General features: G+C 62.3%; 13 protein-coding genes. 5 read left to right on the forward strand and 8 right to left on the reverse strand.

The window, feature by feature from the left end; genetic code table 11:
* Positions 1–308: 308 nt before the first annotated feature.
* On the forward strand, positions 309–1,805 hold the full coding sequence (locus J5M67_RS08080) for an acetyl-CoA hydrolase/transferase family protein (protein ID WP_207884785.1): 1,497 nt from the start codon (positions 309–311) through the stop codon (positions 1,803–1,805).
* Positions 1,806–2,160: 355 nt separating this feature from the next.
* Positions 2,161–2,367 (forward strand): DUF1127 domain-containing protein, encoded by a 207-nt coding sequence (locus J5M67_RS08085; RefSeq protein WP_207884786.1) that lies wholly within the window; start codon positions 2,161–2,163, stop codon positions 2,365–2,367.
* A 72-nt stretch (positions 2,368–2,439) separates the two neighbouring features.
* On the opposite strand, the gene J5M67_RS08090 is transcribed toward J5M67_RS08085, so the two are convergent.
* The 8 genes from J5M67_RS08090 to J5M67_RS08125 form a co-directional block, all read right to left on the reverse strand.
* On the reverse strand, positions 2,440–3,597 hold the full coding sequence (locus J5M67_RS08090; protein ID WP_207884787.1) for a glycosyltransferase family 4 protein: 1,158 nt from the start codon (positions 3,595–3,597) through the stop codon (positions 2,440–2,442).
* Positions 3,598–4,731 carry a glycosyltransferase family 1 protein gene (locus J5M67_RS08095; RefSeq protein ID WP_207884788.1) on the reverse strand — a complete coding sequence of 378 codons (1,134 nt, stop codon included), beginning with the start codon at positions 4,729–4,731 and terminating at the stop codon, positions 3,598–3,600. It lies immediately after the preceding gene.
* 1 nt (position 4,732) lies between these two features.
* The gene (locus tag J5M67_RS08100; protein ID WP_207884995.1) at positions 4,733–6,103 is read right to left on the reverse strand and encodes a glycosyltransferase family 1 protein; all 1,371 of its coding nucleotides are present in this window, start codon (positions 6,101–6,103) and stop codon (positions 4,733–4,735) included.
* Entirely contained in the window at positions 6,100–7,362 is a 1,263-nt protein-coding gene (locus tag J5M67_RS08105) for an ABC transporter ATP-binding protein (protein ID WP_207884789.1), read from the reverse strand. Before J5M67_RS08105 ends, J5M67_RS08100 begins: the two co-directional genes overlap by 4 nt.
* The gene (locus tag J5M67_RS08110) at positions 7,362–8,159 is read right to left on the reverse strand and encodes an ABC transporter permease (protein ID WP_207884790.1); all 798 of its coding nucleotides are present in this window, start codon (positions 8,157–8,159) and stop codon (positions 7,362–7,364) included. The genes J5M67_RS08105 and J5M67_RS08110 overlap by 1 nt, the downstream gene beginning before the upstream one ends.
* Complete coding sequence (locus tag J5M67_RS08115) at positions 8,159–9,595, reverse strand: mannose-1-phosphate guanylyltransferase/mannose-6-phosphate isomerase (protein ID WP_207884791.1); 1,437 nt, start codon at positions 9,593–9,595, stop codon at positions 8,159–8,161. Before J5M67_RS08115 ends, J5M67_RS08110 begins: the two co-directional genes overlap by 1 nt.
* A gap of 3 nt (positions 9,596–9,598) precedes the next feature.
* Positions 9,599–10,570, reverse strand: a complete 972-nt coding sequence (locus tag J5M67_RS08120) for a GDP-mannose 4,6-dehydratase (protein ID WP_207884792.1) — start codon at positions 10,568–10,570, stop codon at positions 9,599–9,601.
* A gap of 216 nt (positions 10,571–10,786) precedes the next feature.
* The gene (locus tag J5M67_RS08125) at positions 10,787–11,692 is read right to left on the reverse strand and encodes a GDP-mannose 4,6-dehydratase (protein ID WP_207884793.1); all 906 of its coding nucleotides are present in this window, start codon (positions 11,690–11,692) and stop codon (positions 10,787–10,789) included.
* Between the two features lie 415 nt (positions 11,693–12,107).
* On the opposite strand from J5M67_RS08125, the gene J5M67_RS08130 reads away from it, so the two are divergent.
* From J5M67_RS08130 to J5M67_RS08140, 3 genes are all read left to right on the forward strand, one after another.
* Positions 12,108–13,796 (forward strand): glycosyltransferase family 39 protein, encoded by a 1,689-nt coding sequence (locus J5M67_RS08130; protein ID WP_207884794.1) that lies wholly within the window; start codon positions 12,108–12,110, stop codon positions 13,794–13,796.
* Between the two features lie 157 nt (positions 13,797–13,953).
* On the forward strand, positions 13,954–15,030 hold the full coding sequence (locus tag J5M67_RS08135) for an acyltransferase (RefSeq protein ID WP_207884795.1): 1,077 nt from the start codon (positions 13,954–13,956) through the stop codon (positions 15,028–15,030).
* Between the two features lie 214 nt (positions 15,031–15,244).
* Positions 15,245–16,327 (forward strand): acyltransferase, encoded by a 1,083-nt coding sequence (locus J5M67_RS08140; RefSeq protein WP_207884796.1) that lies wholly within the window; start codon positions 15,245–15,247, stop codon positions 16,325–16,327.
* Positions 16,328–16,332 lie beyond the last annotated feature (5 nt).

Consider the following 16,332-nt stretch of genomic DNA (forward strand, 5'->3'; position numbering starts at 1 on the left):
GCATGACTCGCTCCGCTCGCCCCTTCGGGGCCGCACTGAAGTGCGTTAGCCGCAAGCGGCTTCCGAGCCTGTTTTTAACGCAGTTATGCCGACGCGCAGCAGATTTTGAATAGGTTCTAAGACGACCGTCGATCCACCAGACACCGGCCTCGCGCCGGTGTCTTGCTTTCAAACAACGGGAAAAGCGCTGGACTTTGGTAGTAAGAAGGCAACCGGCCGGGCGATTTTTCGACCTTGGTATAAGAGCCAAAAATCGCCGAGTCCCTAGACTGGCGGCCTCGCACTTCCTACTGCCCGAGGTTTTCCCCATGTTCCGTGATCGCGTGCGTATGTCCTCCCTGCTGGACAAGGTGATGACTGCCGACCAGGCCGCGGCCCTGATTCAGGACGGCATGACCGTCGGCATGAGCGGCTTCACCCGCGCCGGCGAAGCCAAGGCCGTGCCCAAAGCCCTCGCCGAACGCGCCAAGCAGGAGCCGCTGCGCATCAGCCTGATGACCGGCGCGAGCCTGGGCAACGACCTCGACAAGCAGCTCACCGAAGCCGGCGTGCTGGCCCGCCGCATGCCCTTCCAGGTCGACAGCACCCTGCGCAAGGCGATCAACGCCGGCGACGTGATGTTCATCGACCAGCACCTCTCCGAGACCGTCGAGCAGCTGCGCAACCACCAGCTCAAGCTGCCGGACATCGCCGTGATCGAAGCCGTCGCCATCACCGAGGAAGGCCACATCGTGCCGACCACCTCGGTGGGCAACTCGGCCAGCTTCGCGATCTTCGCCAAGCAGGTGATCGTCGAGATCAACGTCGCGCACAACCCCAACCTGGAAGGCCTGCACGACATCTACATCCCGACCTACCGCCCGACTCGCACGCCGATCCCGCTCACTCGCGTGGACGACCGCATCGGCAGCACCGCCATCCCGATCCCGGCGGAGAAGATCGTCGCCATCGTTGTGAACGACCAGGCGGACTCCCCGTCCACCGTGCTGCCGCCGGACGACGAGACCCAGGGCATCGCCAACCACCTGATCGACTTCTTCAAGCGCGAAGTGGACGCCGGCCGCATGAGCAACAGCCTCGGCCCGCTGCAGGCCGGCATCGGCAGCATCGCCAACGCGGTGATGTGCGGCCTGATCGAGTCGCCCTTCGAGAACCTGACCATGTACTCCGAAGTGCTGCAGGACTCGACCTTCGACCTGATCGACGCCGGCAAGCTGCGCTTCGCCTCGGGCAGCTCCATCACCCTGTCGACCCGCCGCAATGCCGACGTGTTCGGCAACCTGGAGCGCTACAAGGACAAGCTGGTGCTGCGCCCGCAGGAGATCTCCAACCACCCCGAAGTGGTCCGTCGCCTCGGCATCATCGGCATCAACACCGCGCTGGAGTTCGACATCTACGGCAACGTGAACTCCACCCACGTGGGCGGCACCAGGATGATGAACGGCATCGGCGGTTCGGGCGACTTCGCCCGCAATGCGCACCTGGCGATCTTCGTCACCAAGTCCATCGCCAAGGGCGGCAACATCTCCAGCGTGGTGCCAATGGTCAGCCACGTCGACCACACCGAGCACGACGTGGACATCCTCGTCACCGAAGTCGGCCTGGCCGACCTGCGTGGCCTGGCGCCGCGCGAGCGCGCCCGGGTGATCATCGACAACTGTGTGCACCCGTCCTACCGCGACGCCCTGAACAGTTACTTCGAAGCCGCCTGCGAGCGCGGCGGCCATACCCCGCACATCCTGCGCGAGGCCCTGGAGTGGCATATCAATCTGGAAGAACGCGGCCACATGTTGGCGGCGAGCTGACCGGAGCCTTTTGCGGGCCATTCAGCAATGAATGGCCCGCAAGGGTTTACAGCCGGAAAAAAACCACGTAAAAACACTCCCGAACAGATTTTTATCCCGCACCAACTGTTCAGTTTTTCCCTCTGCCGAGCCCTTCGGCCCCCTCGAAACACCCCAGACGCCCGCTAATTGCGCACCAGAATGGAGCGCAGCGGTACAGTTCGCCCCGAAAAAGACCATTACAGTTCAAAATAACAATCGCCTGACCAGCTACAATACAGTGCAACTGTACCTGTCATCCCTGACTAAAAAGTCAGATCATATGCTCAATCAATTCAGCAACTGACTCTCGTCACAAGCGAGAAGGATGACCACCATGGAACGTACCCTCGGTTCCGCAGCTCTGAGCACTACCCGTAGCACCTCCAGCGCCCACCGTGGCCTCGTCGGCACCGTTCGCCTGTGGCAGCGCCGCATGGAAAGCCGCCGTCAGCTGGCCCGCCTGGATTCCCGCCTGCTGGCCGACGCCGGCATCAGCGAATCCCAGCGTTACGCCGAACTGAACAAGCCGTTCTGGCGCTGATTCAACAGTACAACTGAGCCACTCTCTCCAGGCTCGCCGTAACTGTACTGGTAAGTATGTTGCCCCGGCCGTTCAGCCAGAACGGCCTTCGGGCAGCAGAATCTCCCTCTCCGCTTTTTCGTCCAGCAGATTGAGATACAGATCTGCCCAGACGCGCCCCATCGCATCCGCCGTGAACAGTTCGCGATAGCGAGCTTCCGCCTGCCGCCCCATCTCGGCTGCCGCTTCCGGATTCTCCCAGCACCAGCGCATTGCCTGTCGAAACGCCTGCGGGTCGCTCGGCGGCACCACCAGCCCGGTCAATCCATTGGCATTGATGAAGCTCGTCCCGGTGCCAATCTCGCTGGAAATCATCGGCTTGCCATACATCGCCCCCTCGAGCAGGGAGATACCGAACGCCTCCGAGCGCAGGTGCGAGGGGAATACGATCGCGCGCGACAGTTCCAGCAGGGCAACCTTGTCTTCCTCGCTGACGCGGCCGACGAAGCGGACGTGCGATTCGACGCCCAGCGCCGCCGCCTGCGCCTTGAGCTGCTGTTCCAGCGGGCCGGCCCCGACGATCACCACGGGGTAGCCGGTGCCCTTCACCGCCTCCAGGAGGATGTGCAGTCCCTTGTAGTAACGCATCACGCCGACGAACAGGAAGAACCGTTCCCCCACCGCCCGCCGCCAGCGCTCGACGCACGCCTCGGCCGGCTTGGGATAGGCCTGCTTGTCCAGGCCGTAGGGGATGACCTGCGCCTTGTGCTGGTAGCGGCGCAGCACATCGCTCGAACCCAGGTAGTTGGGCGACGCCGCGACGATGCGGTCGGCACTGTTCAGGAAGCGGTGCATGAGCGGCTGATACAGTTTCAACAGGTGCTTCTGGCGAACGATATCGGAGTGGTAGGTCACCACCGTCGGCTTGCGCACGCCCGACAGCAGGTGCACCAGGTCCATGAAGGGCCAGGGGAAGTGGAAGTTGATGATGTCCGCTTCGGCGGCGAGCCTGCGGAACTGCGGCACCACGCTGTAGGAAAAGCCAGTGGAGGCCAGCTGTAGATCGAGGCGCGCGCGGAACACTCGGTGGTCGTCGACCATCACCTCAGCCGGCTCGGGATTGGCGCTCAGGGTCAGTACCTGGTTCTCGATGCCATGACTGTGCCCCGTGCGGCAGAGCTGATTGATCACCTGCTCGATGCCGCCCACGGAGTCGGGCAGATAGGTCTTGAAGAAGTGCAATACGCGCATTCAGCCCCCCAGTACCTTTCGGTAGACATCGCTGGTAATCCGGGCACACCGCTGCCAACTGAACGCCTTTGCCTGCTCAAGGCCAAGGGTACGGCAGCGCTGCCAATAAGATTCGTCTTCCATCAGCCGCAGTATGGCAATAGTCATCGCCTGCGGATCGTGCGCTTCTACATATACCCCCGCCTCGCCGGCAACTTCCGGTAGCGAGGAAGTCCCTGTCAGCACCACCGGAACGCCACTGGCCATGGATTCCAGCACCGGCAGGCCAAAGCCTTCGTAAAGCGAGGGGAACAGCAGCGCCCGGGCACCGGCGAGCAACTCCGCCAACACGGCATCGCTCTGGTAGCCCAGCACCTTCACATCTCCCTCTGCCAGTGAGGCCTTCAGCGTGTCATCCAACTGCTCGGCGCGCCATCCCGGCATTCCGACTATCACCAACGGAAGCCCCTTGCGCAGGCTCGCCGGCAACAGGGCATGGGCACGCAGCGCCAGTTCGAGATTCTTTCTGGGCTCCAGCGTGCCGACACAGATCAGGTACCGACCCGCGACCAGCCCTAACTCGCCCAGGGTTCGCTCCAGCGCCTGATACGCGCGCGGATAAAAGCGCGCGGCGCAGCCCAGGGGAGCGACGGTCACTCGCTCTTCGGGCAAGCCGAAGTGTCGGCGAACCTCGCCGGCAACATGTTCGGAATCGGTGAGCACCGCCTGCGCACGCTCGACAGCCCGCCCAACGTGCCGCTCGATTTCCAACAGGCGATCGGCCGGCTGGGTCTGCGGGTAATGCACATGGGTCAGGTCGTGCAGCGTCATGACCATGGGGCCGTCGAACTCCAGCGGCCACAAGGTCGGCTCGTGGTACAGATCCACCTGGCGGCGCTTCAGTCCTCGATCAAAGGAGCGCTGTTCCAGCCAGCGCCGGATTCGATAGGCACCCGGCACCCGCTTGGCCAACGAAGCCTTGCGCGCATAGCCGGGCATGGGTGCCGACGGCAGGTCGGCTCCCCAGGACCGACCCAGGAACAGGTCCAGGTCCACTCCGGCCTGTTCCTGCAGCGCTTCGCTCAGGGCCGCCACGTACTGGCCTATTCCGGTCCTTGGTGCCTGCAGAATGCGTGCATTGAGGGCGACGCGCACGTCAGACCACTTCTGCTTCGCGCCGTGGTTCGCGCCGCAGCCTCAGGGCGTGCAGTACGCGATCCACGAGTTGCTGACTGGCATCGCGCCAGCCGAGCCAACGCCAGTCGCGCACACTGCGGGCCGCCGGGAAGCGGTCGCTGGCTTCGAATTCCTGCACCAGCGACGCCAGGGACTCGGGTCGTTCCAGCTCGAAGTAGGCGACGAAATCGCCGCCAACCTCCCGGAACACCGGGATGTCGCTGGCCATGACCGGCAACTGGCGCTGCATCGCCTCGACCAGCGGCAGACCGAAGCCTTCGACGAACGAGGGGAAGACCAACGCGCGGGCGTGCGCATAGGCGTGCTCCAGGCCACGGTCATTGAGCTTGTTGAACATGAACAAGCGCTGATTGAGCTGCGGATGGCTCTGGATTCGCTCGATCAGCGCATCGCATTTCCAGCCAATGCGACCGATGATGCACAGTCTTGCTCGCGAGCCTTCGGCCCAGAGGCGCTCGAAGGCATCCAGCAGGTAGGCGTGGTTCTTCCGCGGCTCGATGGTGCTGACCATCAGGTAGACCGGGTCCCCCTCGTCGAACATCCGGGTCAGCTCAGCGTCCAGCTCGGATCGGTCGTGCACCAGGTCCAGCTCGGAGCCCAGGTAGAAGTGTTCGAACCACAACTGCCGGGCCACATCCTCGCCGCGCCGGCGAACGATCTCGGCGCGCACCTGGTCGCGAATGGTGGTGGAGATGCAGATGAAGCCATCGGCCATTTCAGCGATCCAGTCGAACCAGCGGTCGAACACCTTCACCAGGCCCGCATCGCAGAACTGCGGGTGAGTGCAGGGGATCAGGTCGTAGATGACCGACACCAACCCCACACCCTGCGCCTTCAGGCTTTCTGCAACCGGGAAGAAGTCGGCATGCCAGGAGGAGTCGAGCAGCAACAACTGGTCGCCCGGCAACACCTCCAGCGGCGCCATGCGCTCGGGTACCACGTGATTACGCGAGGCGAATATGGCGAAGCGCAGCGGCACAGTGATCGACAGGCTCGCCAGCTTGGCCAGCACGTACAAAGCTCGTCGGGCGTTATGCCAGCGGCTCATCGGCCAGCGTCGCTCCAACCGTGCGTGCCACATCCAGTACTTGTTACGCAGCTGCTCCAGGGCGATTTTCATCCCGCTGTGCCAGGGCATGTTCTCGGTCGACAGCGGCGCCAACTGCAGCACCCGGTGCATGCGGCCACGGAAGAACATCACGGGGATGCACTCCACATCGCTGTGCACGTTTTCCAGATGGCTGATGACGTTGCGCACCACGCGCTGAATGCCGGAGTTCACATGGGGGTGTTCGAAGACGTAGGTGCATTCGACGAGCAGGCGCATCAGGAGTGCTCTCCACTGCGTTGAACCAGGGAATCACTGGGGAAGTGCTCGATGCTGGCGCGAGCATCCAGCCAGGAATAGCCGATGAAGTTCTCGCGCGTGCTGTTGACCACGTGGAAGATCATTGCGCAGTCGCGCCACTCGTAATTGCCATCCAGGTGCGAGTCGAGTCGTGAAAGGCTCAGCGACACCGAGTAGTTACCGGCTCCCAGGCGCATGGGGAAGGCATAGCGGTAGACCAGCCGGTCTCCCGTCTTCAGCCCTTTCTGTACCTGCTTGAGGCGGTGCGAGTTGATGCCATACATCGCCTGCCCGAGACGGTCCTTGAGCATGAAACCAAGCACCAGCCGGTCGACGTCCTGGCAGACCCGCACACCGACCTCCAGAACGACATCGTGGCCGACTTCGACCAGATCGATGTCCTTGCCGCTGACGTCCAGCAGCCGTACCGATTCGATCTCAGCCTCGCCAGTGCCGGAAATGGTCCGGGCCTTGCCGTTGGCCAGCATCTCCTGGCGTACGAGGTGATTGAGCCCCTCGCCCATCCGTGCGTGGTAGTAGTCCATGACCATTTCCGGGTCGCCCTGCATCGCCACCTGACCGAACTCCAGCAGCACCGCGCGATCGCAGATGGACTGGATGGAGAAGCGGTCGTGGGAGACGATCAGCAGCGTGGTGCCGGCACGGCGGAAGCTGCGGATGCGTTCGAAACTCTTGTGCTGGAAATACGAGTCACCCACCGAGAGCGCCTCGTCGATGATCAACACATCCGGACGGCGCGCGGTGGCCACGCTGAACGCCAGGCGCATCTGCATGCCGCTCGAATAGGTGCGCACCGGCTGGTCGATGGCATCACCAATCTCGGCGAAAGCTTCGATGTCCGGCAGCAGCGCATCAATCTCGTCGCGCTGCAGACCGAGGAGTTGCGCGGCCATGTAGACGTTCTGGCGGCCAGTGAACTCCGGATGAAAGCCCATTCCCAGTTCGAGCAGGGCGGACACCGTACCGCCTACCTCGCAGGAACCACTGGTGGGCTGGGTGGTGCCGGTGATGATCTTCAGCAGAGTGCTCTTGCCAGCGCCATTGGAGCCGACGATGCCCACCGCTTCACCCGGCGCGATATCCAGGGAAATATTCTGCAGTACCCAGTGCTTGTGATGGCGGGGCTCGCTGCCGGGAGTGATCCATTCAAGCAGGCGCGACCAGCGTTTGGGGTACTGGCGATAGGCCTTGCCCAGTTGGTGAATGCGGATATGGCCCATCAGAGTTCGTCCACCATCTCACCCGCGCGTGCGCGGTACAGCGCCAATGCAAGGACGCACAGCAGCAAGCCGCACAGCGTGACCGGCAGCAGTTGCGACAGCTGCGGCCACTGGCCATGGAGAAACAGGTTCTGGTAGGCCTGCATCAGGCCAGTCAGCGGGTTGAGCTGCACCAGCCGACCGATGGACTCCGGCAGGATGCTCAGCGGATAGACGATAGGGGTGAGCCAGAACCAGAACTGCAGGAGTATGCCGAATAATTGCCCGACATCACGGAAGAACACGTTCAGCACGCCGACCAGCATGCCCAGGCCGACAGCGAATAGCAGCTGCAGCGCCAGCAGCAGCGGGAACGCCAGCAGCGCCACGCCGGGCAGGCGGCCGGTAATGAGCAGGAAGCCAATGAACAGGGCGAAGATAATGGCGAAATTGAGCAACGCATTGCACACGCTCACCACCGGCAGGCAGAGGCGCGGGAAACTCAGCTTCTTCAGCAGGTTGGCATTTTCCAGGAACATGTTCAGGCAACGGCTGACCACTTCGGCGAACAGGCCCCAAGTGAGCAGGCCCGCGCACAGGAACACGCTGTAGGCCATCTTGTCGTCCACGCCCGGCAGGCGCGCACGCATCACTTCGGAGAAGATCACCGTGTACACCAGAATCATCGCCAGCGGATTGAGGATGGTCCAGGCCGCCCCCAGCAGTGAACCGCGATAACGAGACTCGAACTCCCGACGCACACTGCCCGCAATGAACCCACGGTACTGCCAGGTGCCTTTCAGACTACTCAGCGACATCAGACGATCCTGCCGTAGATATCCTCGAAGCGGACGATATCGTCCTCGCCCAGGTACTCACCGCTTTGCACCTCGATCATCACCAGATCGATCACGCCCGGGTTCTCCAGGCGATGACGGTGCCCCGCGGGGATGTAGGTCGATTCGTTGCTGTTCACCAGGCGTACGGATTCGCCGTTGGTGACCTTGGCCATACCCTGTACCACCACCCAGTGCTCACTGCGGTGATGGTGCATCTGCAGGGAGAGCGCCGCGCCGGACTTGACCACGATGCGCTTGATCTTGAAGCGCGGGCCTTCCTCGAGAACGGTGTAGGTGCCCCAGGGACGGCTGACCGTGCGGTGCAAGCGATACGCCTCGTTCTCGCTGTCCTTGAGCTGCTTGACGACCTTGCGAACATCCTGCGCCCGGTCCGCGCGCGCCACCAGGATGGCGTCGGCGGTCTCGACCACGATCAGTCCCTCGACACCCACGGTGGCAATCAGGCGCCCCTCGCTCTGCACGTAGTTGTCCCGGCTGTCGACGAAGATCGCGTTGCCGGCCGCGCGATTATTGTCGGCATCCGCGTCCACCAGATCGCTCATGGCGGTCCAGGAACCGATATCGCTCCAGTCGAAAATCGCCGGAACGACAGCGACGCGATCGGAACGCTCCATCAGCGCATAGTCGATGGAGATGTCTTCCAGGGTGCTGAAGTGCTCGTGGGGCAGCTCCTGCTGGACCACATTGCCCATTTCTTCCGGCTGGCTCGCCATCTGGCAGTCGATGGCTTGCGCCAGCATCTGCGGCGCGTGCTTTTCCAGCTCGCTGATGAAGGTACCGACGGTGAAGCAGAACATCCCCGAGTTCCAGAGGAAGGTGCCAGCCTGGAGGAACTGCCTGGCGGTATCCAGATCGGGCTTTTCGACGAAGCGCCTGACCGTGCTGCCGCCCCTGGCGTCCAGCGCGTCACCGGTCTCGATGTAGCCGAAGCCGGTCTCCGGCGTGGTGGGCACCACACCGAAGGTCACCAGTCGCCCCTGCGCGGCCAGCTCCACCGCGTGCTCCACGGCGTTGGCGAACGCCTCGACATCGCGGATCAGATGGTCGGCCGGCATCACCACCATGGTCACGTCGTCGCCGTACAGTGCGCGCAGCGCCAGGGCCGCGACCGCGATGGCCGGCGCCGTATTGCGTCCGATGGGCTCAAGGATGAAGTGACCGCGCTGGCGCAGCTTGGCAGCCTGGAAATGGTCCTTGCTCTGGAAGTAATAGTCACGGTTGGTCACCGTGACGATGCTCCCGTCGCCCCCAAGCAACCCGGCCGCGCGCCGATAGGTCTTGTTCAGCAGGGACTGCCCATCGGGCATCGCCATGAATGGCTTTGGCTGACCTTCGCGCGATACCGGCCATAGCCGTGTACCGGCACCGCCGGAAAGGATCACAGGAATGAGCATGGCTTACTCCTTGCCGACTCGACGCAGGTCGGCGTCAACCATCATGTGAATCAGCGACTCCAGGCTGGTCTTCGGACTCCAACCCAGAACGCGTTCGGCCTTGCCCGGGTTACCCAGCAGTACATCCACTTCCGCCGGGCGGAAGAAGGCGGGATCGATCACCACATGGTCCTGGTACTTCAGGTCGACGTACTCGAATGCAATTCGGCACATCTCGCGCACGGTGGTGGTCACGCCAGTGGCCACCACGTAGTCATCCGCCTGGTCCTGCTGCAGCATCCGCCACATGGCTTCCACGTAATCACCGGCAAAGCCCCAGTCGCGCTTGGCATCGATGTTGCCCAGGCGCAGTTCGTTCTGCTTGCCGAGCTTGATGCGCGCCACCGCATCGGTGACCTTGCGCGTCACGAACTCGATGCCACGCAGCGGGGATTCATGGTTGAAGAGGATGCCGCTGGAAGCGTGCAGCTTGAAGCTCTCGCGGTAGTTCACCGTGATCCAGTGACCATAGAGCTTAGCCACCCCATAGGGGCTGCGCGGGTAGAACGGCGTGTTTTCGTCCTGCCGCTCGGCCTGGATCAGGCCGAACATTTCGCTGGTGGAGGCCTGGTAGAAGCGCGTTTCCGGGCTGAATTGGCGGATGGCTTCCAGAAGATGAGTGACCCCCAGGCCATCGACGATCCCGGTGGTGACGGGCTGGTCCCAGGAGCTGCCGACGAAGCTCTGCGCACCCAGGTTATAGAGCTCGTCCGGCTTGGCCTTGATGACGGCACGCTGGACGGAAGAGGCATCCGCCAGATCGCCGTCGAGGTAGACCAGTTCGGACTCGATACCCAGCTCGCGCAAGCGCCAGCGCGTATCGCTACTGCGGCGGGCGACCAGTCCGTGGACCTTGTAGCCCTTCTCCAGCAGCAGCTTCGCAAGGTACGCGCCATCCTGGCCGGTCAGGCCGGTAATCAGAGCACTTTTTGTCATTCTTCTGGCATCCGTGATGTCTCGCAGAATCATGGCCTGCGAGTTGATTTTAGTTATTCCGGACTCCCTGGCTGGCGGGGCATGCCCTCCATGGTCTCCGCGTGAAGCGTTACTGCAGTCGGGCATTGCATGCTTGTGGCGTTGCCGCACCGACTTCACTGGCGATTGCTCGTCGCCGGGTCGGGGTTCCCGACCATTCCCCCAATAGCGAAGGATCTACTCCTGCAACACCCTGACATCCCAGTCCGCCAGAATATCCCGGAGCGTCCGCTCCATACTGATCTCTGGCGCCCAGCCCGTCTCCTGTCGCAACTTGGCATGGCTGCCGCAGACCCTGCGCTGCTCCGCGCGCCGCAGACGCTGCGGGTCCTGGCAGATCTCCAGTTCGACCTCGGCCAGCCGGACCATCTGCTCGATCAGGTCTCGCACCCGGTATTCCTGTCCCGAGCACACGTTGTACACCTCCCCGCTGCGACCATGCTCCAGCAGCGCGAAATAGGCCGCCAGCACGTCCCGCACATCGAGAAAATCACGGGAGACATCAATGTCACCCACCTCGATGCGGGGAGCCTGCAAGCCACGCCGGATACGCGCCACTTGCCTTGCCACCGCAGGCAGGACGAAATCCGCTTTCTGACCCGTCCCCACATGGTTGAACGGGCGTGCCACCATCATGCGCCACGACTCGGTGAAGCTCCACTGCTGGCACAACAGCTCCGCCGAGACCTTGCTCACACCATAGGGATTGCGCGGGCGAGGCATCTGTTCCTCGGTGATGGGCAATTGCGCCTCACCCACCTGTCCATAAACGTCTCCGGAACTGACATAGAGAAAAGCCCCGGAAAAACCGCAACGCTTGAGCGACTCCAGCAGATTCAGGGTCCCCAGTACGTTCACTTGCAGCGTTCCCGCCGGGTCCTTGAACGCCTGCGGCACGAAGGTCTGGCCGGCCAGATGGATCACCGCATCGGGCGGACCTGCCATCAGGTATTCATCGAAGCCCGCGGGATCGCGAAGATCCACCCGCGGCAACTCAAGCAACCGCCAGCCGGCGGGCAGAAATGCACGCAGATGCGCGCCGACGAAACCGGAAAGCCCTGTCACGAGTAGTCGCTTTTCCAAGGGGCAGTCTCTCTGATTGTTCTGAAGGAAAGTAACCGATTTCAGCTGACCGGCCGGTCACTCGATCCGTATGAAGCATGGGGGGACGCAGCAAAGGCAGTTCTCGATGTATCAACAGCGCCTTCTTGGTGTTCGACGAGAAAGCGCTGCTGTAGCATGCCGACTTTCCGGCAAAAGAAAACCCCTGGATACAGCTGACGACATAATCAACAATCCACCAGATTTTGCCGATGATCGCAACCAGATAACCAACGTTCAGCCATTATAAAAATGATCGGCGGCGCCATGATTCCAACGAAAATAACGACTACCTCATGCGCGAACATGTGACATCGAAGACGCTGTGGGCCCGTGCTCCGGATGACGCGGGAATGCCCGGACTGAACCTCGATCGCTCCAGGGGATTTCCTTCGGTATGAACAACAGCACGTCTCTCAACCTTTATCGCCATGCGCTCTGGATGCTGGCTGGCGCGCTGGTCCTGTTCATCGTACTGACCGCACAGAATCGCAACACCACCAGCGACCCACGCGGCACCTTGTTGTTGAGCCAGGCCCTGGCCCAGCATGGCGAGATGCGTCTCGACAGCTATGGCAGCTCGGTGCTGCAGCGCTACGGCTATGTAATCCAGCAGAAGAACGATCACTTCTACTACTTCTTTCCCTTGGGCAGCGCTGTGCTCAGCGCACCCGCCGTGGGCCTGGCCAACGCGGCAGGCGTGGACATGGTCAACCACGAGGGAGCGATGCAGATAGCTCTGGCAGGCCTGTGTGCCGCAGGCATCCTCATGCTGTTGTACCGAACTGCACGCCTGTTCCTCGACCGGCGCAGCAGCTATCTGCTTGCACTCCTGTGCTGGCTCGGAAGCTCCTACGCCAGCATGCTGGCCACCGCACTCTGGTCACATGATTTCGCCGTGCTCTTCGCAAGCCTCGCCATCTACCTGGCGCTCAGGAAAATGCCGGCGAACGACACCCTGGTCAGCATCGCCATTGGCATCAGCCTGTTCCTCGCCTACTTCTGCCGCCCGACCCTCGCCCTGCTCGCCCCGTTCCTGCTGCTGTATCTGCTGCACCGGCAACCACGCGCGGCACTGAAGGCGGGGGTCGCCCTTGCGCTGTCTTTGCTGCTCTTCTGCGCCTGGAGTCTCCATGAGTTCTCCCAGTGGCTTCCCGATTACTATCTGCCTTCACGGTTGAAGAATGACAGCCCAGGCACTGCGCTGTACGGCAACCTGCTGAGCCCGGCTCGGGGCCTCCTGGTTTATTCGCCCTTCCTGCTGCTGCCCCTCCTGCTCTTGCCGGCACTGGCAATCCGCGCCCGACGGTATCGCCTGCTACTGCTGGTCGCCCTGGCGTGGCCCATCACGCACTGGATCGTCATCTCGAGGTTCCCCCATTGGTGGGCTGGCTGGTCCTACGGCCCGCGTCTCATGGTCGATGTGCTGCCAGGTCTCTTCGCGGGCATGTTCGCCAGCCTTGCACTGGCCCGGGAGTGGCGCCGCTGGCTGTATGTGCCACTGCTCGTGCTGGGTGTCTTCGCCATCTTCGTGAATACCTGGCAAGGCTTGTACAACCCTTATACGGCTCGTTGGAACGTGGAGCCGAACATCGACGAGCACCCTGAGTACCTCTTCAACTGGGAGTACCCACAGTTCCTGAATTCGCCGTCGCGGCACAAGGCGCGCCTCGTCGAATTCCAGATGCGTACGATCGAGCCCTTGCCCAACACCTTCGACCTGGATTTCCAGTCAGACAAGGTCGGCTTCGTAGGCTTCTCGACGGCAGAACCGGCATTCCGCTGGACCGACGGACCACGGGCCGAAATCCTCTTTCAATATGCCGGGCCAAACGCCCTTCCCGCCCAACTGCGCCTGAAGGCCGACTTCCTGGGGGAACAGCGGCTGACGATCAGCCTGAACGGCGCAGTGCTTGGCCAGGGGAAATGGAACGGGCCCGATCAGGTCATCGCACTCAAGGTAGCGCCGGAGCAACTGACTGCCGGGCTCAACACGCTGACGTTCGAACTTCCCGACGCCCATCGCCCGCCCTCTGCCGACCCGAGGATCCTCGCCATGGCATTCCGGACGCTGAGTCTGGAGTGAAAGGAGCGCTTCAGCACGGCACTCTGGCGGGCTATCGGAATGAGGTCGAAACAGCCGGACTGAATTGCCAGCCCCGGATCTTGAAAATCGCTGAGCTAAGAATGCGGTCGGCCCCGGCAAACCACCGCCCCACCATAACGAGATAACGGAAAAACTCATGCTGGGCATTACGCGGTTCATCCTGGCCATACTGGTACTGCTCTCGCATACCACTGGAGCGAGCTTTCCCTTCAATCCGGGCGTGGTCGCGGTCATCGTGTTCTACTTCACCAGCGGCTACCTCATGCGCCGCAGTTATCAGCGATTCCTCCAGCACTCGGCCAGACCGATCCGCACCTTCTACCTGGATCGGGTCCTGAAGCTCTTCCCCCAATATGCCGTGGTGGTGCTCGCCAGCTTTGCGTTCATTGGCTGGCTGGGCCCCGCCGTGCACGTGCTGTTCCTGAACCAGGAACCCAGCCTGCAGAAGATCGTGCTCAACCTGGCCCTGCTACCGGCCAACTATGTGTTCCCGCCGCTGATGGTCGACGGCATGCTGCCGCACCCCATCATCCCCCCGGCGTGGTCACTGGCCAGCGAGTTCCATTTCTACCTGCTGCTGCCGGCGATCTTCCTTCTGCGGCGCAAGGCGTTTCTCGCCGTTCTGTGCCTGTCCATGCTGATCCAGCTCGGCTCGCTGTTCTTTGGCAGCGGGGACTTCAACAGCGACAACTTCGGCTATCGCTACATTTTCGGCGTGCTGACCTTCTTCCTGTTCGGCTACGCATTCGCGCAGGCCCATGAGGCGTTCTACCGTCGGATTGCACGATCGATCTGGGCGGTCTACGCCATGATGCTGCTGGTCATCGCTCCCGCCTTCACGTTATTCGCCCATCGATTCGCTCTGGAAGTGCTCCTCGGCGCCGTACTGGCCTGGCCGCTGGTTTCCGCTTCGCTGGCAGCGATCCCCAGGGAGCCATGGCTCAAGGCACTCGATAATCTGGCGGGACGTCTGGCCTACCCCATTTTTATCAGCCATTTCCTGGCGTTCTATCTGTGCGAAAAACTGCTCGGGTTCAGCGGTCAGGCCGGCCTGCAGATCCCCGTGGCCATTGCGGTATGCCTGGCGCTGTCGGGTCTGCTGATGCAGTTCCAGGCGCTGGTCGATGCCTACCGGCTCGGCCGCCGTGGCTTTGCCAGTCTCTCGCGCATCCCGGAAGTGCCGTCCGGCACCGGCACGGCGGCAGAGTCCTGATGGCCTTGCGCCGAATAGAATCAACAGGCACCGGAGCAGGCAGTCGCAGTGCAGCCCGGCAGTTCAGGAACAGCCTTTCCTGGCCTGATGGGTCGGACAGTCGGAATCCGCTGCACGCTGCACAGGACACGTTCTGTTCAGCACAGGAAGTCACCACAATGCACCACGTTCGCATACGGGCAGCAGCCCCCATGAATCGCGGCGAAGAGACTCGATGACGATGCCCCATGACAACAATGCACGTCCCTATTTCCAGGCACTCGACGGATTGCGCGGCCTGGCGGCGATCGCGGTCGCCCTCTTCCACTGGCTGTTGAGCTTTGCGGGTTTTCTCGCCGTGGATTTCTTCCTTGTGCTCAGCGGGTTCATCCTGGCGCACCGGTATCTGTACTCGGATCAACCGACAGGCACCGGCCGCTTCGTCCTCAGCCGGATCGCCCGGCTCTATCCGATGCACCTGTTCGGCCTGCTCAGCTACGCCATCGTCTACACCCTGCTGGCCGGCAGCATCCCCCGTTACCCTGACGGAACGCTGTTCACCTTCGTCCAGCAACTGACCATGACCCACAACATCGGCCTGAACCCCCACGGTCAGACGTGGAACGTGCAAAGCTGGTCGATCTCCGTGGAGTTCTGGCTGAACCTGGCGTTCTTCTGCTGGATACGCCGCTCCACCAGCAGCCTGGGCCTGCTGATGATGAGCATCGCCGGACTGGCGATCATCCATGGCCTGACCGGCAGTATCGACACGACCTACCAGAACTATTTCCAGGTCATCAATTCCGGCCTGTTGCGGGGCTGGTCCTCCTTCGTCCTCGGCGTGCTGGCCTACCGCGGCTGGCTCTGGGCACGCGAACAGGACTGGCAGTCCTGGGCGATCACACTGGGCGAGTGCATCGCCGTCCTCTGCGTACTGGCCCTTTTCTTCGGGCGAGGCGAGAGCATGAAACCCATGCAGATTTTCGCCCCACTGGTCTTCGCCCCGCTGGTGACGATCTTCGCACTGGAGCAGGGGTTACTGGCACGCCTGAGTACACGATGCCAATGGCTGGGGACAATTTCCTACTCCATCTACCTGAATCATCTGGTCGTACTGATGCTGGTAGATACAGGACTGAAGGGGTTGGGCATGAGCCATGCGGCACTCACCCCGATTTACCTGGGCGGTTTGCTGCTGTACTCGATGGCGACCTACCGCTGGATCGAAGTGCCGGGAAGGAAATGGCTGCTGGGTCTGGGCAGTGCAACCCGTGGCATCCGCTATGCCAAAGGCGCCGGGGAAGAGCCCGGCGCCTGACTCGG

Origin of the sequence: Pseudomonas sp. 30_B (assembly GCF_017491605.1) — a bacterium.
In the GTDB taxonomy this organism is placed as follows: Bacteria; Pseudomonadota; Gammaproteobacteria; order Pseudomonadales; family Pseudomonadaceae; genus Pseudomonas.

What these genes read in the sequence shown, in the direction of transcription:
- J5M67_RS08090 (WP_207884787.1), bottom strand. Translation starts at nt 3,597, where the DNA reads ATGCGCGTATTGCACTTCTTCAAGACCTATCTGCCCGACTCCGTGGGC.
- J5M67_RS08110 (WP_207884790.1), bottom strand. Translation starts at nt 8,159, where the DNA reads ATGTCGCTGAGTAGTCTGAAAGGCACCTGGCAGTACCGTGGGTTCATT.
- J5M67_RS08120 (WP_207884792.1), bottom strand. Translation starts at nt 10,570, where the DNA reads ATGACAAAAAGTGCTCTGATTACCGGCCTGACCGGCCAGGATGGCGCG.
- J5M67_RS08085 (WP_207884786.1), top strand. Translation starts at nt 2,161, where the DNA reads ATGGAACGTACCCTCGGTTCCGCAGCTCTGAGCACTACCCGTAGCACC.
- J5M67_RS08105 (WP_207884789.1), bottom strand. Translation starts at nt 7,362, where the DNA reads ATGGGCCATATCCGCATTCACCAACTGGGCAAGGCCTATCGCCAGTAC.
- J5M67_RS08135 (WP_207884795.1), top strand. Translation starts at nt 13,954, where the DNA reads ATGCTGGGCATTACGCGGTTCATCCTGGCCATACTGGTACTGCTCTCG.
- J5M67_RS08080 (WP_207884785.1), top strand. Translation starts at nt 309, where the DNA reads ATGTTCCGTGATCGCGTGCGTATGTCCTCCCTGCTGGACAAGGTGATG.
- J5M67_RS08130 (WP_207884794.1), top strand. Translation starts at nt 12,108, where the DNA reads ATGAACAACAGCACGTCTCTCAACCTTTATCGCCATGCGCTCTGGATG.
- J5M67_RS08115 (WP_207884791.1), bottom strand. Translation starts at nt 9,595, where the DNA reads ATGCTCATTCCTGTGATCCTTTCCGGCGGTGCCGGTACACGGCTATGG.
- J5M67_RS08140 (WP_207884796.1), top strand. Translation starts at nt 15,245, where the DNA reads ATGACGATGCCCCATGACAACAATGCACGTCCCTATTTCCAGGCACTC.